Raw genomic sequence first — 18632 nt, 5'->3', positions numbered from 1 at the left:
CGGTCTTCTCAGGCCCGCAGCAGGTCAGGCAGCTTGTTGTCGGCCATGGACAGGGCGGATCCGATGGCCATGTGCATGTCCAGGTACTGGTAGGTGCCCAGACGCCCGCCGAACAGGGTGCGCGGCTCGGCGTCGGCGAGCCGGCGATAGGCCTTCAGCCGCTCGCGATCGGTACCGGAGTTGATCGGGTAGTACGGCTCGTCCCCCGAGTCCGCGAAGCGCGAGTACTCGCGCTGGATCAGCGTGCGGTCCTTGGGGTAGTCGCGCTCGGGGTGGAAGTGGCGCGGCTCGATGATCCGCGTGTAGGGGACCTCCTCGTCGGCGTAGTTCATCACCGAGGTGCCCTGGAAGTCGCCTACGTCGAGGTGCTCGGTCTCCAGGTCGATCGTGCGCCAGCCCAGCTCCCCGAGCTCGAAGTCGAAGTAGCGGTCCACGGGACCGGTGTACACCACCGGGATGTTCCCTCGGGTCGAGTCCTTGTTCAGCGGCTGGGAGGTGTCGAAGTAGTCGGTCTCCAGCTGGACCTCGATGTTCGGGTGGTCCGCCATCCGCTCGAGCCACGCGGTGTAGCCGTCGGTGGGCAGGCCCTCGAAGGTGTCGTTGAAGTACCGGTTGTTGTAGGTGTAGCGCACCGGGAGCCGCGAGATGATCGAGGCGGGCAGATCCTTGGGGTCCGTCTGCCACTGCTTGCCCGTGTAGTTCTTGATGAACGCCTCGTACAGGGGGCGGCCGATGAGGGAGATGCCCTTCTCGTCGAGGTTCTCCGGGTCGGTGCCCGCGAGCTCTCCGGCCTGCTCGGCGATCAGCTCGCGTGCCTCGTCGGGCGTGTACGCGGCGCGGAAGAACTGGTTCACGGTGCCGAGGTTGATCGGCATCGGGAACACCTCGCCCTGATGCGTCGTGTACACCTTGTGCTGGTAGCCGGTGAACGTCGTGAAGCGGTTGACGTACTCCCAGACCCGCTCGTTGGAGGTGTGGAAGAGGTGCGCACCGTACTTGTGGACCTCGATGCCCGTCTGCTCGTCGATCTCCGAGTAGGCGTTGCCGCCGACATGCGGGCGCCGATCGATGATGGTCACCTTGGCGCCGTGCTCGACGGCGGCTCGTTCGGCGATGGTCAGACCGAACAGGCCGGAACCCACGATCAGGAGGTCAGGAGTCGACACAGGCAATCCTTTCGAAGCGGGCAGTGGTCCACCGGGGAATCACAGTAGCCGAGCCTCGCAGGCCCGGCGCCGTTCTCAGGCCGCTGTCGGCGGGCACGACGAGGACGTCACACTCATGTCGAACTCTCGATGAACTTTCGGTAGCCGAATCGTCGCAGGCTCCCCGGTGCGAAGCGGTATGCGCCTCGGATCACGACGTTGCGCAGGAACTGGGTAGGGGTGGTGACCCGGTCGAGCATGAAGCGGCGCTGCAGCTGGAGGTCGCTCGCGTACAGCCGCCATCCCCCGCGGCGCGCGAACAGGTCCTGGTCCACGCGGTAGTCGACCACCACCTGCTCCAGATTGCCCATGCGGGCGCCCCCGAGCATCATCCGCTCCCACAGCCAGTAGTCCTCCAGCAGGGGCAGGTCCCGGTACCCGCCCACGGCGAGCGCGACCGCACGGCGCATCACCACGGCGGGATGGTGGAAGGGGCTGTGATGGGGCAGGTACTCGACGATCGCGTCGTGGGTCAGCGGCCGCTCGCGCAGCGGCCCGGTGCCCGGCGCGATGCTGTCGTCGAACTCGCGCATCGACCCGCCGAGCAGGTCCAGCGGGTCAGAGGGGTCATCCATCCGCGGGATCTGCAGGGCGAAGCGCTCGGGACGGCAGATGTCGTCCGCATCGGCGCGCGCGACCAGCTCGTACGGCGAGGCCTGCAGACCGTCCTGGAGAGCGGCGGCGACCCCCCGATGCGTGTCGTGGCGGAGCACCTGGGCCGGGCCGAAGGCTCCGTCGGCGACCCGAGCGACCAGCTCCTCGAGCGCGACCGGCAGCGGACCGTCGATCGTGAGGATCAGCCGGTCCGGGCGCAGCTGCTGGTCCACGGTGGCCGAGGAGATCGCCAGCTCGACCCGCTCCGGCAGGTCCTTTCCCCACATGGGCATGAGCACCGCGAACGGCGGCGTGCCCGCCGCAGGCTCCGCTGCCCGGCGACGGCCGCTCACCGACCGGCCTTCCGCTCGATCGTGCGCACATCGGCGGCGGCCTCGCCATCGGCCGAGAGCACGTCCGCGGAGGGGCGCGGGCCGCGCCGCACCGCCGAGACCACGCCGTGCGCCCCGGCACCGATCAGGTCGCCGCGGTGGCGCGCCAGCTGCTTCGCCCAGCCGACGGCGGTGCTGCCTCCGTGGACCGCCTTCTCCCACACGCTGAAGGAATCGGTGCGCAGCAGGGCCCACAGGCGATTGCGCACGTCGTAGTAGAACCGGGATCCCGGGTTGCTCTGGGCGTTGCTGAACAGCACGGTGCGATGCTCGACGACCGACGAGGGCACCTGCAGCCCGCGCCCATGGCGGAGCAGTCGTCCGGTGTGCTCGAAATCGTCGGACCAGATGAAGTAGTCCGCGTAGGGCAGTCCGAGACGGCGCACGTCCTCGCCGTTGAGGAAGGCGGAGACGTAGCTGGCGGTGCGGATCGGGCGGCCGCCGGCGCGCGCCGCGTCCCGCTTCTCCTGCGCGCCGGCATCCAGGCGGGTGCGCTGGGTGTTCATGGGGTGGTCGCGGCCGTCGGTCCAGACGGCGCGGGAGCTCAGCACGCTCAACCGCACCGGCGAGGCCTCCAGGGCCTGCAGCAGGGCGGCGAGGGCGCCGGGTCGCGGGATCGTGTCGTCGTCCATCACCCACACCCAGTCGGCGTCGTGCCGGACGAGGGCGCGGGCGATGCCGGCGGCGAAGCCGCCCGCTCCCCCGACGTTGCGGTGCAGGTGGACCACGTCGGCCGCGATCGCGTGCTCGTCGGCGACCGTGCCGCTCGCATCGCTCGAGGCGTTGTCGATCACCACGACGGCGTCGGGACGGCGCTCCTGGGCGGCGAGCGCATCGAGGCACTCCCCGAGCAGCTGCTCACGGTTGTAGGTGACGATGACGGCGACGACTCGTGCCGACGTCGCCTCGGGATGGGCTGACGAGGGATGCGGCATCGGGCCGGCGGCGGGTGCGGACTGGGTCATGGCGCCTCCTGCGGGTGGTGACGGCCGCCTGAGCGGCGCGGGCACCAGTGTACGGAGACCGCAGCAGGCTCCGGACTGCCGTGGATGGTCGCCGTGTGAAGGTTCGCAGGAGGTTCTGTCCATCCTGGTCGGGCAGGCCACGCGGCCTCGTCGAGCGGGCCTCTCGGCCGCTACTCTGTCGGACGCCATACATCTCCGCGCCATCAGACCCATGGCCGGGAAGGAGACAGCCGTGAGCGATCAGCAGCCGCCGCGCTCCCCGCGCCCAGGAGGACCGCGCCGTCCTGCCGGTCATCGTGCACGCGCCGGAGGCAGCGCCCGGCAGGTGCCGCGGCGCTCGTCGGCGCCGCGACCGGCCGCCGAGCCGACCCCCACCCGGGCGCTGCCGGTCTCCGAGGAGGCCCTGCCCCCTGCCGAGGACGCGCACCCGAGAGCAGGCAGCGTGCGTCATGTGCCCGGCGCAGCGCCGGCGGCCGCAGCCGGTCCTCACGGTGATCCCGCCGACCCGATGGGTCCTGTGGGTCCTGCGCCCGAGCGGCGCTCCCGCCGTCGCTCGCGCTTCCCGCGACCCGTCCGCCTGGGCGCGACGCTCCTGGTGCTCGTGCTGGTCGTCGTGGTGGGCTGGGGCGCCGGTCTGGTGCTCTGGGCCGACAGCCGGATCGAGCACGTCGACGCGCTCTCGGGCGCGGAGGACACTCCCGGCACCACCTATCTCATCGCGGGCTCGGACCGCCGCGGCGGCGAGGCGGTCAACGAGGACGGCACCGAGGGAGCCCGCACGGACACGATCATGCTGCTGCACAAGGCGCCCGGCGGGAACAGCTATCTGGTCTCGCTCCCCCGCGACACCCTCGTCGACATCCCCGGTCACGGCGGCTACAAGCTCAACGCCGCCTACTCCTTCGGCGGTGCACCGCTGCTGGTGGAGACCGTCGAGGAGTTCACGGGACTCACGATCGACCACTACGTAGAGATCGGGTTCGACGGGGTCTCCGGGATGGTCGACGCCGTCGATCATGTGAACCTGTGCATCGACCAGGACGTGGACGACGAGAAGTCCGGGCTGAAGATGGACGAGGGCTGCCACGACGTGGGCGGCGAACAGGCGCTGGCCTTCGTGCGCGCCCGCTACTTCGACCCCACGGCCGACATCGGACGCCAGCAGCGCCAGCAGCAGTTCGTCAGCTCGCTCATGAACCGGGTCAGCTCGCCGGGGGTGCTGCTGAACCCGATCAGCCAGGTCAAGCTCGCCGGTGCCGGCTCCGACTCGCTGGTGACCAGCGAGGGCACGGGGATCTTCCGGGTGGGCAGGATGGCGCTCACCGCGCGCAGCGCGATGGGCAGCGGGACGATGGTCATGCCGATCGAGGATCCCTCGTACCAGACCCAGAATTCCGGGGTCGCGGTCCTCACCGACGACGCCGACATCGCGCAGTTCTTCGAGTCGATCGCCGACGGCAGCGCCGAGCCCTCCGCACCCGACGAGGGCTGACGGGCTCTCAGCGGCTCAGGGGCCCAGCAGCTCAGCGGGCCACCGGCCAGCGGGCCAGCTGCTCAGCGGCTCAGCGGCTCAGCGGCTCAGCGGCTCAGCGGCTCAGCGGAAGAGCATGTCGATGACGATGTTCACGGAGTTCAGCATCGACTGCCCCTTCGAGCGCGAGTAGTCGGTGTAGAGGATGTGCACCGGGTGCTCGCGCACCGTGAAACGGTGCCGCCCGATCTCCTCGACGATCTCCGAGGCGTGCGCCATGCGGTTCTGCTCGATCGCGAGCTTCTCGCAGGCGTCGCGTCCAATCACGCGCAGACCGTTGTGCGCGTCGGTGAGCTTCACGCCGCTGGTGAGGTTGGTGTACCAGACGGCGCCGCGCAGCACCATGCGCTTGAGCAGGCCCGGCTTGGTGCGCTTGTCGAGGAAGCGCGAGCCCAGCACGATGTCCACGCCCTCGTCCTCGCGCATCGCGATCATCGAGGCCGCATCGTCGACCTGATGCTGACCATCCGAGTCGAACGTCACGACCTGGCGCATCGCCGGATCGCGCAGCGCGTAGTCGATGCCGGTCTTCAGCGCCGCGCCCTGCCCCATGTTGTAGGGGTGGCGCACCACCGCCGCACCGGCCTGCTCCGCGATGGCTGCGGAGCCGTCTGCACTGCCGTCGTCGACGGCGACCACGAGCGGGTAGCGAGTGCGCAGGTCACGGATCACATCGCCCACGACCTGGCCTTCGTTGAACAGAGGGACCACGAACCAGGTGGATGCTGCGCCTGGTGAGGTGACCTCGGCGTCGGGTTCGCGCAGGGGCTCGGGGGTGCTCACGGGCTCTCCTTCAGGGACTCGCGACAGGGGGCGTGGCATCGATGTCGAGGCGGCGCGTGACGACGCTCCGGAACAGCGGCCCACGATACTCTGTCACGGTGGGCCGCCAGTGGTGGTCATCATCGTGCACACGGTGCCCGCAGCGGCGCCGAACTAGGAGGAACCCCACCGTGAAGACTGCTGTCGTTGCCCTTGGGAAGATCGGACTGCCGCTGGCCGTGCAGTTCGCCGATGCCGGTCACGAGGTGACCGGAGTGGACACCAACCCCCGGCAGGTCGAGCTGATCAACCAGGCCACGGAGCCGTTCCCCGGCGAAGCGCACCTGCAGGAGAAGCTCTCCGAGCTGGTGCCGGCCGGGAAGCTGCGCGCGACCACCGACTACGCCGAGGCGATCCCGGACGCGGACGCGATCGTGATCGTGGTCCCCCTGTTCGTGAACGACGCCACTTGGGAGCCGGACTTCGGCTGGATGGACGCCGCGACCCGCTCGCTGGCCGAGCACATCACCCCGGGCACCCTGGTCTCCTACGAGACCACCCTGCCGGTGGGCACCCTGCGGGGCCGGTTCGTGCCGATGATCGAGGAGATCTCCGGGCTGAAGGAGTCCGTCGACTTCCATGCGGTGTTCTCCCCTGAGCGCGTCCTCACCGGGCGCGTGTTCGAGGACCTGCGCAAGTACCCCAAGCTGATCGGTGCGCTGACCGCCGAGGGCACGGCGAAGGCTCGTGAGTTCTACGAATCCGCGCTCCAGTTCGACGAGCGGCCCGATCTGCACCGCCCCAACGGCGTATGGGACCTGGGCACCCCGGAGGCCTCGGAGCTCGCGAAGCTCGCCGAGACCACCTACCGCGATGTGAACATCGGGCTGGCCAACGAGTTCGCCCTGTTCGCCCAGGACAACGGCATCGACGTCTACAAGGTCATCGAGGCCAGCAACTCGCAGCCCTACTCCCACATCCACCAGCCCGGCATCGCCGTGGGCGGGCACTGCATCCCCGTCTACCCGCGCCTGTACCTCTCCACCGATCCCAAGGCCGAGACGGTGCGCACCGCTCGCACCCTGAACGCCTCGGTCCCCGCGAAGCTCGTCGAGCGGGCCTCGAGCCTGCTGGGCGATCTGTCCGGGATGAAGGCCGTGGTGCTCGGCGCCTCGTACCGGACCGGGGTGAAGGAGACCGCGTTCTCGGGCGTGTTCCCGGTGGTCGAGGCGCTGCGCGAGCACGGCGCCGAGGTCGCGGTCCACGACACGTACTACGACGACGAGGAGCTCGCCGATTTCGGCTGGGCCCCGTACCACGTGGGCGAGGAGGCGGACCTGGTGATCGTGCAGACCAACCACGCCGAGTACAAGGACCTCACCGCCGCCGACGTCCCCGGCGTGAAGCTCGTCATCGACGGCCGCAACATCACCACCGCCGAGAACTGGACCGGGACCCCTCGCCTCGTCCTCGGCGACGGCTCCGCCTCCACCCACCAGCAGGCTGAGGAGGCCTGAGCCCTGTGGGTGAGCACGAGCTGATCGTCAGCCTCGGCCCCGCGCTCGGGGTCGAGAGCCGCACCTTCATCATCCAGCTCCTGCTGGTGCTGGGGATCGTCGGGATCATCGCCTGGCTGTTCGTCAAGCGCGGCGCGAAGCAGCTCGCGGTGCGTCGCCTGCTTATCATCGCCTTCGCGTTCTTCGCCGTGGTGACGGTCCTGTTCCCGGGGATGCTCTCCCGCGTCGCGAACCTGGTGGGCGTGGGTCGTGGCGCCGATCTGCTGCTGTACGCCACCGTCCTGGTGCTGCTGGGCTTCCTCGCGCTGCAGGAGGCCCGCACCAAGGCGGCCGAGAAGCGGACGACGTATCTGGCCCGGCGCCTCGCCCTGGATGAGGCGCAGCCGCCGTCGCAGTACCGCGCCGCGGCGCTGCGCGACCGTCAGGACGGATGACCGCTCTGCTCGCCGCCCTCGCCCTGCTCGTCGCGATCCTCGTGGTCCTGGCCGCGGCGTACCTCCCCGGGTACGTCGCGGTCCGAGCCCTGGGCGGGTCGCGCCTGCTCTCCCTCGCGCTGGCCCCGGCGTTCGCGGCCGCGATCGCCGGGATCAGCGCGATCCTCGTCGCACCCCTGGGGCTTCGATGGTCGCTGCTCCCCTTCCTGCTGGGCAGTGCGGCGCTCGTGGCCCTCGCCTTCGGCCTGCGCCGGCTCGGCGCGCAGCTGCCCTCGACGGTGCTGGACGGGCGGCTGATGCCCCGCCGTGCCGTCCCCTGGGGCGGAGCGTGGCTGGTGGGATCCGTGGCGATCGCCGTGGTCCCCATCGCGCTCCAGGCCGGCCGCCCGGGCGCCGTCCTCGAGCGCTGGGACGCGCTCTACCACCTCTCCGCGCTGGAGCGGATCCGCGAGGTCGGTGACGCCTCGAGCCTGCACGTCGGCTCGATCTCGAACACCTCCGGCGATCCCAGCTTCTACCCGGCCGCGTTCCATGCCCTCGCCGCCCTGGTGCCCTGGGGGCCCACTCCCGTCGTGCTCAACGGCGCCGTGCTGGCCCTGGCCGTGCTGCCCTGGATCCTGGGCATCGCGCTCCTGGCCCGTGTGCTGTTCCGCGACGTCCCCTGGGCGCCGTTCGCCGCGGGGATCACCGCTGCGCTGATCCCTGCGGCTCCGCTGGACCTCTGGGTCCACCTCTCCCCCACCCCCAACCTGTGCGGTTTCGCGGCGCTCCCCGGCGCGCTGGCCGCGGCCGCCGCCCTGTGGACGACCCTGCTGCCCCGGTTCGCGCCGGGGGCGACGGCGGCCGCCCTGTTCGCTGTGGGGCTCGCCGGCGCCGGGCTGGGACTGCTGCACCCCAACGTGGCCGTGACCGCGCTGATCCTGCTCGCCGTGCTCACCGCCGTCACCGGCGCGCCGTCATGGCGCGCCCGCCCGCTGCTGGTCGTCGCTCCCGTGCTCGCCCTGCTGCCGGTCGTGCTGCTCACCTTCACCCCTCTGGGCTCCCAGGTCACCGGCTTCAGCGGCGGGCTGGTGATCGAGTGGTGGCGGGCGCTCGGCGAGATCGGTCTGGGGCTGCTCACCGTCTGGCCGATGGCTCTCGGCGTGGTGATCGCGGCGCTGTGGTGGCCGGGCCTGGTCACCACGTTCCGGCGCCCTGCGGTGCGCTGGGTCGCCGTCGCCTGGGTGGTGGTCGCGGTGATCTACCTCGACGCGGCGCTCGATTCCCCCCTGGGCCTCTCCGCCATCTACTACCGCGGCCAGGACCGGGTCGCGATGCCGCTGGCGATGCTCTCGTGCGTGCTCGTGGTGCCGGGACTGCAGGCCTGGACGCGCCTGTTCGGACCGCAGCGGGCCGACGGTCGCCGGCCCCGCCCCTCCACGCCGATCGTGGTCGTGCTGGTGGCGGGGGCGCTCATCGCGTCCCTCGCGTCGGTCCCCACCCGCTCGGACAACGCCGCGAAGAACTTCGCCCTGGACTATCCCGGGCGCGGTCGCTTCCTGCAGGCCGACGAGCTGGCCCTCTTCCAGGAGTACGTGCCGCAGATGGACCACGGGGGAACGGTGCTGGCGAGCCCGTTCTCCGGCGCCGCTCACCTCTATGCGATGTACGGGCAGGACGTGCGCCTGCCGGTCGCCGGGATGGCGTACACGGACCTCGACCGCGAGCTGCTCTACGCGACGAAGGACGCTGCGACGAACCCGGCGTCGTGCCGGACCCTCCAGGAGAACGGGATCCGCTACGTCTACCAGGAGCGCCTGCCCTACAGCGTCCATTCGACCTCCGACGCGGTGAACCTCGCCGGGCGGGATCTCGGCGTCGTCCTGTTCGAGACGAAGCACTCGCGCATGATCGAGATCGACTGCGATCCCGGCGACGGCGGGGACGCCTCGTCCTGATCCCGGACGTCGGGGTTCGCGCGTCAGCAGGCACCGAGTCTCGGCGCGTGCCGATGCCATCGTGGCCGGTGCCGACGTATGCAGTCGTCAGGGCGTTCAGCCGCCAGGGGGTTCAGTCGTCAGGGCGTGCGGGCGTCAGGGCGTGCGGGCGTCAGGGCGTGCGGGCGTCCTGGATGCTCGCGAGCACCTGCTCGGCGGCGTGCGTCGCGCAGCCGGCCAGGGAGGCGTTCTCCATCGTCCAGCGGCGCACGTCCTCCGCCGCCGGAGCGTCCTCACCGCGCAGCGCACGGTCCATGGCGTCGGCGACCTGCTCGGCGTCGTGGTCGCAGGCCCAGCCGAGTCCGTGGTCGCGGATGCGGTCGTGGGCCGCACCCTCCCCGGCATGGATCACCGGCGTTCCGGTCGAGGTGGCCGCGTAGATCTTGGTGGGCAGAGCGAACTCGTAGCCCTGCCCCGGGGTGATCGAGGACAGACCCGCGACGGCGCCCCGCAGATGCGCGGCGACGTCGGCCGGCGGGATCTTGTCGCGGAACTCGATGCCCTCGATCCCCTCCTCGCGCACTCGGGCCTCGAGCGCATCGCGGCCCGACCCCTCGGAGAAGAACAGCAGGCGCGCCTCGGGGTGCGCGGCGCGAGCCCGTGCGAAGGCCTCGACGAACACGCCGGCGCCCTGCCATTCGGAGACCGTCCCGGCGTACACGAAGTAGGGTCCCTGCTCCCCGCCGGTCGCGCCCTTCTCGCTGAAGGTGTCGGTGTCGATGCCGTTGCCGACCATCGCCAGGCTCGGCCGCGGACCGATCAGCTCCTCGAGCCGGTGCTGGACCCCCGGGGAGATCGTGAGCACACGGGCGGCGCGCTTCCACACGGTCGTCTCCGCCCAGCGCACGGCGGCCCGGACGAACGTCGGCACCCCGTCGACGCTCTCGGTCGCATCGGACCAGATGTCGGCCGCGTAGAACGTGTACGGCACCCGTCGGATCGCTGCGGCGACCATTCCCACCATCCCGGTGGTGGGTGGGGGCTCGAGGACCAGTGCGTCCATCGGGCGCTGCAGCAGCAGTCGCAGCGCGAGCGGCAGGTCGAAGCTCAGGTAGGAGACGTAGCCGCGCACCTGCCCCTGGTGGTCGCGCTTGACGGGCCAGCGGGACACCCTGCGCGTTCGCGAACGGGCGTTCCCGGCGCCGGGAGCGGTCGTGGTCAGCACGGTGACCTCGGCGCCCGCCCGCTCCAGGGCGAGCACGAGGGCCTCCTGCCGGAACGCGGCAGCGACCGGCTCCGGGGTGTAGACGCGGGTGGCGACGACGACGTGGGGCGGGCGACCGCGGCCGGGCCGGCGCGGCGTGCGCGAGCGGGCCATCAGGCGTTCTCACGGAGGGCGTCGACGGAGCGCAGTGCGGCCCGTCCGTCGCCGTAGTGGGCCGGGCGATCCGCGGTGGGCCGGGGGCGGCTCACCGCCGCGGTCAGCTCGGACGGATCGGGGACCAGGCGGTTCCAGTCGTCCTCGAGCGTCTCGACCCATTCGGTCTCGGTGCGCACGGTGGAGCAGGGAGTGCCCAGCAGGTAGGCCTCCTTCTGCAGGCCGCCGGAATCGGTGACCACTGCTCGGGCCTGCTTCACGGCGCCCACGAGGTCCGGATAGGCGACGGGCGCGCCGACATGCACGGCCCCTCCGCTCAGCTCGATGCCCGCGTCCTTCGCCTTGGCGACCAGGCGCGGGTGAGCGAACAGGGCCAGGGGCATCTCGAGCGACTGCAGGGACCGGATGATCGCGCGCAGACGTTCTGGATCATCGGTGTTGTCGGCGCGGTGGATGGTCGCGACCGCGAACTCCGCGGTGGGGTCGATGCCCTCGGGCAGGGCCGGCTCGGCGCCCTCGACGGAGGCGGCGACACGCAGGCACACGTCGGTCATCACGTCGCCGGTGACCAGGGTGCGCTCGGCGAGACCCTCGGCGGCGAGATGCGTGCGGGCGACCTCGGTGGGTGCCAGGAGGAGGTCAGCGGCGTGATCGGTGAGCACACGGTTGTGCTCCTCGGGCATGCGGCGGTTGAAGGAGCGCAGGCCGGCTTCGAGGTGGGCGACCTTGAGGTGCATCTTCACGGCGGAGAGCGTGCCGGCGAGGGTGGAGTTGGTGTCGCCGTAGACGAGGGTCCAGTCGGGCCGGTGCTCCTCGAGGACCTCGTCCATCCCGGCGAGCATCGCGCCGGTCTGGCGGCCGTGGGAGCCGGACCCGATCGCGAGGTTGACATCCGGGGCAGGGATCCGCAGGTCAGCGAAGAAGACGTCGCTCATGGCGGCGTCGTAGTGCTGGCCGGTGTGGACGATGAGGTGCTCGACGTCGTCCCGCTGCGCGGCGGCATCGGCGATCGCGGCGAGCTTGACGAACTGCGGGCGGGCGCCCACGACGGACAGGATCTTCACGGACGGATCTCCTCTTCCCGGACCCGGCGATGCTCCGAGCGGTGCCGACCAGGACGACGGTATGGTGAGCGTGCTCCACAATAGCCAACCGCCGACGTCGGTCGGTACATCACAGGACCTGACCTCAGCGGTGATCGGCGCGGCCCCGCGCCATTGCCGGACGCGAGAACGGAATTTGCATGACGCCAGGCCAGAGAGCGATGGCTCCCCGTATCGCTGTACTCGTCTACAACGATGCCGCCAACGATTCCCGGGTGCTCAAGGAGTCCGCCACCCTCCGCGACGACGGATACGACGTGCGCATCATCGCAGTCGAGCGTCGCAAGCTCGGGCGAATGGCACAGGTCACGTCCCTCGGCGAGCGCCTCGCCCTCGAGAGGGTCCCCGAATTCGCGATCGAACGGGTGCTGCCCTCCATCGCCCCGTGGTGGCGGCGACTGATCAACGAGGCCGACTCGGTCGAGGCGAACGATCCGGCCCCGGTGCCCCGCTCCCGTCCCGGCACCGGCCTGCCTCGGCGCGCCCTCGACGAGGTCCCGGCGGTCAGATCGCTCGCACTGCGCACGCTGCGCAGCATCGGCGAGCGCGCGTTCCGCACGGTCTCGCTGGGGACGTACTGGAAGAATGCGACGGCGGCGGGCCTGCGGCTCCAGCCGGACGTCATCCACGCCAACGATGCCAACACGCTTGTGCCCGCGCTCGCCATCCGTGCGCTGACCCGGGGCGGCACGGGCATCGTCTACGACTCCCACGAGCTGTGGCGTCACCGCAACGTCCGCTCCGGGCGGATCCTGGCCCCTCTGGCCGAGGTGCTGACCGAGACCTTCGGGATCCGCCAGGTCGATGGGGTGATCACCGTGTCGCCCTCGATCGCCGAGTGGCTCCAGCGCACGTACCGGCTGGAGGACGCGCCGACGCTCGTGCGCAACGTGCCGATCGCCGACGCTCTGCCGGACCCGTCCACAGGCGTCCTGCGCGAGCGCGCCGGTCTGTCCGACGCGGACAAGGTGATCGCCTATGGCGGTCGCATCACGACGGCACGCGGCATCGAGGAGACGATCGCGGCGCTCCCCCACCTCCCGCCGGACATCCACTTCGTGCTGCTCGGCTACGGGGAAGCGGCCGCGCTCGACGCCGTGCGTGCCGAGGCGGTGAGCCGCGGGGTCGAGGACCGGGTCCATCTCGTCGGCGCGGTCGATCCCGACGACGTCTCCCGATCCCTGGCCGACGGCGACGTGGCCGTGGTGCACGTGCGGCCGATCTGCCTGTCGTATCGCTACGCCCTGCCGAACAAGCTCTTCGAATCGATCCGGGCCGGACTGCCCATCGCCGCCGCGGACCTGCCCGACATGCGCCAGGTCGTCGAGGAGCTCGGCGTCGGGGAGGTCTTCCAGGGATCCGAGCCCGAGGACCTCGCTGCCGCCCTCGCCGCGATCCTGGAGGATCCCGAGGCGTATCGTGCTCGGGCGCGCGCCGTCGCCCCGAAGCTGACCTGGGAGAACGAGACCGAGAAGATGCTCGAGATGTATCGGCGGATCCTCCGCCGACGGAAGGATCGCTGATGCGGGTCGCCGTCGTCACCACCTGGTTCCCGACTGCTGTCGCCCCGTCACGCGGCTCCTTCGTGGTGCGCGACGCCCTGGCGATCGGCCGGCACGCAGAGGTGAGGGTCATCCACCTGGTCCCTCCGGCCGACGACGACGGCAGCAGACGAACGATCCACGAGGGCCTGGACGTCCTCCGGATCCCGATGGACCCCCGACGCCCCGACCAGATCCTGCGAGCTTCCCGCGCCCTGGGGCCAGCGATCGCTGACAGCGACCTCGTCCATTCGATGGCGTTCTCCTCGTTGCTGCCGCTCTCGCTGCACCGCCCCCGAGCGCCCTGGATCCACACCGAGCACTGGTCCGCTCTGACCACGCCCGCCACCCTGCCCGCGCCGGCGCGGATCGCGCTGCCCGTGCTGTCCCGGCTACTCGCACGGCCGGACCGGGTGACCGCCGTCTGCGAGTTCCTCGCGCGACCGATCCGCGCCGTGCGCGGCTCCCGACCCACCGCCGTGGTGCCGTGCATCGTCGAGCCCGGCGAGGTCGTCGCCCGGCGCGACCGGGAGGACGACAGCTCCCTGCGGCTGGTCTCCACCGGCGGTCTGATCCCGCGCAAGGATCCTGTGCTGGCCGTCGAGGTCCTCGCCGAGCTGGTCGAGCGCGGCGCGGATGCCCACCTGGAGTGGCTCGGCGACGGACCGCTGCGGGCGGAGACCCTGGATCGCGCCGCCGCGCTCAGTGTGCGCGACCGGCTGACGCTGCCCGGCACCGTCGACGGCGCCGGGGTCCGTGAGGCTCTCGGCCGGGCCGATCTGTTCTTCGGCCCCACCCGGGCGGACAACTTCTTCGTCTCCGCCGCGGAGGCCATCGTGGCCGGGCGGCCCGTCGTGCTCGGCGCGACCGGCGGCCAGGGAGAATATGTGCAGCCGCAGGTCGGCGCCCTGATCGATGTCCAGGACGTCACGGCCTACGCCGACGCCGTCCTCGACGTCGACGCGCGCACGCGGACGCTTCCCGCACAGGACATCGCCGACACCATCGGAGACAGGTTCTCCACGGCCGCTGTCGGCCGCGGATACGCCGCTCAGTACGAGCTCCTCGACACCGCGGGGGTGGGCCGGCGATGACGTCCGTCGAGGTCATCATCGCCTGTCACACACCGGAGCGTCCCGTCGGCCGTGCGGTCGCCTCCGTCCTCGACGGGAACGGCGAGCACGCCTCGGTGACGGTGGTCTGCCACAACCGCGACGTCGCGGAGATCGCGGCGGTCGTCGCCCCGAAGCATCGCGAGCGGGTCCGGTTCCTCGAGCACCGCGACGAGTTCCGCTCCGCCTCGGGACCGTTCAACGCCGGGATGGCGCAGAGCACGGCGACATTCGTCGCGATCCTGGGCTCGGACGACATCCTCGCGCCGGGCGCCGTGGCCTCCTGGCTCTCGGTGCAGGAGCGCACCGGGGCGGACTTCGTGATCACCCGTCTCGCTCTCGGCACGGCGGAGGCGGGGGTGCCCACCCCGGCGGTGCGCATGCATCGCGGAGGTCCGGTGGATCTCGTCGCGGACCGGCTGAGCTACCGCTCCGCCCCGCTGGGGCTGATGCGCCGGGCCATGCTCGAGAGCACCGGGGTGCGGCTCGTCGAGGGCGCCACCATCGGCGGCGACGTCGCGATGGTGACCCGTCTGATGGCCACCTGTCCCACGGCGTACGACCGCTGCGGCCCGCCCTACGTGATCGGCGAGGACGCCGGCGACCGCGTGACCTACGTGGTGCGGCCGATGCGTGAGCAGCTCGGCTTCTTCCCCGACCTGCTCGACGCGGAATGGTTCGCGTCGCTGCCCGCCCGGGCGCGACGGGCGATCGGGGTGAAGCTGCTGCGGATCCATGTCTTCGGCGCGGTCTTCTACCGTGACGACGTCGCGATCTGGACTCCCTCGGAGCGCCGCGCCCTCGCGGACATCACCGCCCGGGTGATCACCCGCTCCCCCGGCTGCCTGGCGCCCCTGTCGCGAGCGGATCGGGAGCTGGTCGACGCCTGCCTGGATCCCACCGTCGACACGGCGGTGCTGGTGCGGGCCGCGCAGGCCCGCCGGCGCCACGGCCGGCCCGCCACCCTGCTGACCTCGTCACCGCTGCACCTGCTGGACCGCGAGGCGCCCCTGAGGTTCATGGCGGCGTCCCTCGCGGTGCGACACCTCCCCCGGCTCCGCAGCGCAGCGCGGGCCTGAGCCCCGGGCCGGCCCTCGGCCGGTCGGCGGGCGTGCGCGCGGCACGCGGTCGCTCAGCGAGGAGGAGCGGTCACCCTGCCTCGGCGAGGCGGGCGAGTGCCCGGCTCCAGCCGCTCACCTGGTGCTCCGCGGAGAGCTCCCGGGCGGCCGCGTCGGAGGCCTGCTTCCAGCCGTCCACGTCCTCCGGGGTCATCGTGGCCAGCGCCGAGCGCAGCGCATCGGCGTCGGCGCCCTCGAGCACCTCGCCGATGCCGTGCTCACGCACCAGGTCGGCCATGTCCGGTGACGGCCCCACCAGCACCGCCGTGCGCGCCTGCACCGCCTCGAAGAGCTTGTTGGGCAGGCTGTGCTCGAGGTTGAAGGTGGTGGCGGGGAACACCACGATCGAGACGTCGTACTCGGCGACCGTCTCGACCAGCTCCGTGTACGGGACCGGCTCGCGGAATCGCACCGCGGGCAGGTCCGCGGCCCGCTCCCGCAGCGCATCGATGTACCCGGGTTCGCTGGGGACCAACATGAGGTCGAGGGTGACGCCGTCCGGCGCCCCGCGCAGGGCGTCGATCATCGCGTCCAGGCGGCGGTTGGCCCGGGCGACCCCCGTGTGCAGGAGCCGGATCGTGCCCTCCGTCGGGCGCGGACTGCGCTGCTCGTAGGCCGCTGCGTTCGTGACCACCTCGACGTCGACGCCGAATTGGTCGTGGTACTCGGCGGCCAGCCCCGGGGACACCGTGGTCACGGAGTCGACCTGCGGCAGGCAGGTGCGGCAGATCCACCGCTGGTACGGCGCGATGAACCAGCGCCAGCTGCGCACGTGCTCCTTCTCGCGGGGCGCGTACTCGTGCAGGTCGGCGTGGACGCCGCGCCGCGGTGCGAGCCACAGGGCCAGCGGCAGCGTGTTCACGTCGTTGGCCAGCACGATGTCCATCGCCCCCACCAGCTCGTCCAGCGTCTCGTGCGCCGCACGCACCGCGCTCATCGCCCAGTACGCCTGCCGGTAGCGGCCGGTGAGCAGATGCTTCTTGCTGCTGGGCCACGCCCGGGTGTCCCCGGGCAGCTCGAGATGGGTGACACCCGGATGCGGCTGCGGGCCGAAGCCCACCGTGGTGACCTCGTAGTCCTCGGCGAACAGCTCGATCTGGCGCTGCACCCGGGGATCTCGTTCCAGGGTGGAGAACGACAGGATCAGCAGGGAGGTCATGCCTCCTCCTCGGTGACGGGCTCACGACGCTCCCCGGCCCGTGCCAGGCCTGCCAGGGCGGCCTGCTCGGCGAAGGCCGGCACCGACGCGACGACCTCGTCGAACGAGCCGGAGGCCATGACCTGCCCCTCGGACATGTAGAAGACGATGTCGCAGTACTGGATGGTGGCCAGGCGGTGGGCGATCGTGATCGTGGTGACCTCATCGGCCAGGCCACGGATCGCCTCGGTGACCGCGGCCTCCGTCTTCGTGTCCAGGGCGCTGGTGGCCTCGTCGAGCACGAGCACCGTCGGCTCCGCGTACATGCCGCGAGCGATGCCCATGCGCTGGCGCTGGCCCCCAGAGAGGGTCATGCCGCGCTCGCCCAGCCGGCCGTGGATGCCCTGCGGGCGGTCCTCGATCACCTCGAGCATCTGCGCGCGGGAGAGCGCCGTGCGCACACGCTCCTCGTCGACCTCTGCCGGATCCCAGGTCAGGGCGACGTTCTCGCCGACGGACACGTCGAAGAGCGCGACCTCCTGCGGCACGTACCCGACCGAGGAGCGCCACTGGCGCAGCACCGTGGTCATGTCGACGTCGTCGATGAGGATGCGTCCGCTGCTCGGCGTGAGCAGGCCGAGCAGCAGATCCACCAGGGTGGACTTGCCCGCGCCGGACGAGCCGACGAAGGCGACGGAGGAACCGGCCGGGATGTGCAGGGAGACGGCGTCGACCGCCGGCTCCTCCCTGCCCGGATAGGTGAAGGTGACGTCCTCCAGGACGATGTCGTGCAGGCCGTGGACGAGGCTCCCGGTGTCGGGCCGCTCCTTGCGCTCGACCGCCTCGCGGGCGAACTCGATGTCGTCGATGATGTAGTCGGCGAAGGCGGCGTTGGTGAGGATCCGGTTCTGGGTCGACTGGAACCGCGTCAGCGAGGGCACCAGGCGGAAGCCTGCCACGGCGAACAGCGCGACGGAGGTCATGGCGGCGGTGGCGCCGTCGTCGGGCAGCCCGGAGAGATAGCCGACCCCGCCCACCACGACGAATCCGCCGACCATCCCGGCGTCCAGGACGAAGCGCGGCATCTGGTTGTAGTACTGGGCGAAGGCCCGGGTCCGCGACGCGTCCGAGCGTCGGTCGGCGACGATGTCCGCGACCTCGGTCTCGTTGCCCTTCAGCGTGAGCTCCTTCAGCGCCGCGAGCACTTCGCCCAGGAGGCTGACCACGCGGATGGAGTTGTCGCGGTTGGAGGCGCCGTTGGTGACCGCCAGCGGGGTGACCACCCTCGACAGGATCAGGGCGATGGCTCCGAGGTACGCGAAGGTCGCCAGCGCGATCTTCCAGTCCAGGATGAACAGGCCGACGCTGATCACGGAGATGGTCGCGAACTCGGCGACCACGGTCATCGACGGCATCAGCACGTTGGCGACGACGGCGGCGACGCCGGAGTCGACCATGCGGATGATCTCCTGGGTCGACTTCGAGGTGCGGTCCACCCAGGAGGCCGACATGTACGAGCGGAACAGGGTCTGTCCGATCGCGACCTCGTGCTGGGCGAAGCGCTGGGTGGCGATCCTGATGGTCAGCAGGTTCAGGAAGCTCTTGATGATGATCAGGCCGACGAAGGCGGCGACGAGGATCATCATCTCCTCGAAGGTCTCCAACCTCCAGCCGACCAGCGGGATCGTCACCGCAGTCCCCGGGTTCATGAGCGCCGGGATCACGAGCGCGATCGCGCCGAGCGCGACCACGTCCAGGAGGGCGAGGACACTCATGACGGCGGCGAACGCCATCAGGAATCGACGGGATTCCCGGGGCAGGACCGAGAGCGTTCGTCGGACGATCCTGATCGTCTGCTTCACGTGGATAACTCCTCAGGGGTTGAGGCCGTGCGGGAAGTGCGGCCCGAAGGCGGACCCGGCGGCG

Annotated in this window: 15 protein-coding genes; 7 read left to right on the top strand and 8 right to left on the bottom strand. The window is 71.1% G+C overall.

Annotated features, from left to right (window positions below):
• Positions 1 to 8: 8 nt before the first annotated feature.
• The 3 genes from glf to CIK71_RS01675 all read right to left on the bottom strand — a co-directional run bounded on the left by glf (position 9) and on the right by CIK71_RS01675 (position 3156).
• Positions 9 to 1166 (bottom strand): UDP-galactopyranose mutase, encoded by a 1158-nt coding sequence (gene glf / locus CIK71_RS01685; protein WP_096163457.1) that lies wholly within the window; start codon positions 1164 to 1166, stop codon positions 9 to 11.
• 113 nt (positions 1167 to 1279) lie between these two features.
• The gene (locus CIK71_RS01680) at positions 1280 to 2092 is read right to left on the bottom strand and encodes a glycosyltransferase (protein ID WP_096163456.1); all 813 of its coding nucleotides are present in this window, start codon (positions 2090 to 2092) and stop codon (positions 1280 to 1282) included.
• Positions 2093 to 2148: 56 nt separating this feature from the next.
• Entirely contained in the window at positions 2149 to 3156 is a 1008-nt protein-coding gene (locus CIK71_RS01675; RefSeq protein ID WP_096163455.1) for a glycosyltransferase, read from the bottom strand.
• A 232-nt stretch (positions 3157 to 3388) separates the two neighbouring features.
• Here CIK71_RS01675 and CIK71_RS01670 point away from each other — a divergent pair, with 232 nt between their 5' ends.
• The gene (locus CIK71_RS01670; RefSeq protein WP_241964257.1) at positions 3389 to 4648 is read left to right on the top strand and encodes an LCP family protein; all 1260 of its coding nucleotides are present in this window, start codon (positions 3389 to 3391) and stop codon (positions 4646 to 4648) included.
• Positions 4649 to 4750: 102 nt separating this feature from the next.
• Here CIK71_RS01670 and CIK71_RS01665 read toward each other — a convergent pair whose 3' ends face one another.
• Positions 4751 to 5470: a glycosyltransferase family 2 protein gene (locus CIK71_RS01665; RefSeq protein WP_241964258.1), complete on the bottom strand. Its 720-nt coding sequence runs from the start codon at positions 5468 to 5470 to the stop codon at positions 4751 to 4753.
• 170 nt (positions 5471 to 5640) lie between these two features.
• Between CIK71_RS01665 and CIK71_RS01660 the strand changes: the two genes are divergently transcribed.
• Genes CIK71_RS01660 through CIK71_RS01650 form a run of 3 tightly spaced genes read left to right on the top strand, consistent with a single transcriptional unit; the run spans position 5641 to position 9337 of the window.
• Positions 5641 to 6966, top strand: a complete 1326-nt coding sequence (locus tag CIK71_RS01660; protein WP_096163453.1) for a nucleotide sugar dehydrogenase — start codon at positions 5641 to 5643, stop codon at positions 6964 to 6966.
• Positions 6967 to 6971: 5 nt separating this feature from the next.
• Complete coding sequence (locus tag CIK71_RS01655; protein ID WP_096163452.1) at positions 6972 to 7400, top strand: DUF2304 domain-containing protein; 429 nt, start codon at positions 6972 to 6974, stop codon at positions 7398 to 7400.
• On the top strand, positions 7397 to 9337 hold the full coding sequence (locus CIK71_RS01650; protein WP_096163451.1) for a DUF6541 family protein: 1941 nt from the start codon (positions 7397 to 7399) through the stop codon (positions 9335 to 9337). The genes CIK71_RS01655 and CIK71_RS01650 overlap by 4 nt, the downstream gene beginning before the upstream one ends.
• A 151-nt stretch (positions 9338 to 9488) precedes the next feature.
• Here the strand turns inward: CIK71_RS01650 and CIK71_RS01645 are convergent, their stop codons facing one another.
• Positions 9489 to 10694 (bottom strand): glycosyltransferase, encoded by a 1206-nt coding sequence (locus tag CIK71_RS01645; RefSeq protein ID WP_096163450.1) that lies wholly within the window; start codon positions 10692 to 10694, stop codon positions 9489 to 9491.
• On the bottom strand, positions 10694 to 11758 hold the full coding sequence (gene wecB / locus CIK71_RS01640) for a non-hydrolyzing UDP-N-acetylglucosamine 2-epimerase (RefSeq protein ID WP_096163449.1): 1065 nt from the start codon (positions 11756 to 11758) through the stop codon (positions 10694 to 10696). Before wecB ends, CIK71_RS01645 begins: the two co-directional genes overlap by 1 nt.
• Before the next feature lie 200 nt (positions 11759 to 11958).
• Between wecB and CIK71_RS01635 the strand changes: the two genes are divergently transcribed.
• Genes CIK71_RS01635 through CIK71_RS01625 form a run of 3 tightly spaced genes read left to right on the top strand, consistent with a single transcriptional unit; the run spans position 11959 to position 15529 of the window.
• Positions 11959 to 13320, top strand: coding sequence for a glycosyltransferase (locus tag CIK71_RS01635; protein WP_176485496.1), 1362 nt, complete (start codon positions 11959 to 11961; stop codon positions 13318 to 13320).
• Positions 13320 to 14432 carry a glycosyltransferase family 4 protein gene (locus CIK71_RS01630; protein ID WP_096163447.1) on the top strand — a complete coding sequence of 371 codons (1113 nt, stop codon included), beginning with the start codon at positions 13320 to 13322 and terminating at the stop codon, positions 14430 to 14432. The genes CIK71_RS01635 and CIK71_RS01630 overlap by 1 nt, the downstream gene beginning before the upstream one ends.
• A complete protein-coding gene (locus tag CIK71_RS01625; protein WP_096163446.1) occupies positions 14429 to 15529 on the top strand; it encodes a glycosyltransferase family A protein in 1101 nt (366 codons plus the stop codon). The genes CIK71_RS01630 and CIK71_RS01625 overlap by 4 nt, the downstream gene beginning before the upstream one ends.
• A gap of 70 nt (positions 15530 to 15599) precedes the next feature.
• On the opposite strand, the gene CIK71_RS01620 is transcribed toward CIK71_RS01625, so the two are convergent.
• Together CIK71_RS01620 and CIK71_RS01615 are read right to left on the bottom strand one after the other, a co-directional pair.
• On the bottom strand, positions 15600 to 16727 hold the full coding sequence (locus CIK71_RS01620) for a glycosyltransferase (RefSeq protein ID WP_096163445.1): 1128 nt from the start codon (positions 16725 to 16727) through the stop codon (positions 15600 to 15602).
• A complete protein-coding gene (locus CIK71_RS01615; protein WP_096163444.1) occupies positions 16724 to 18568 on the bottom strand; it encodes an ABC transporter ATP-binding protein in 1845 nt (614 codons plus the stop codon). The genes CIK71_RS01620 and CIK71_RS01615 overlap by 4 nt, the downstream gene beginning before the upstream one ends.
• Positions 18569 to 18632: the final 64 nt, after the last annotated feature.

This window comes from Brachybacterium alimentarium (assembly GCF_002332425.1).
GTDB lineage: Bacteria > Actinomycetota > Actinomycetes > Actinomycetales > Dermabacteraceae > Brachybacterium > Brachybacterium alimentarium.
This window is presented reverse-complemented; position numbering and strand designations above follow the sequence as displayed.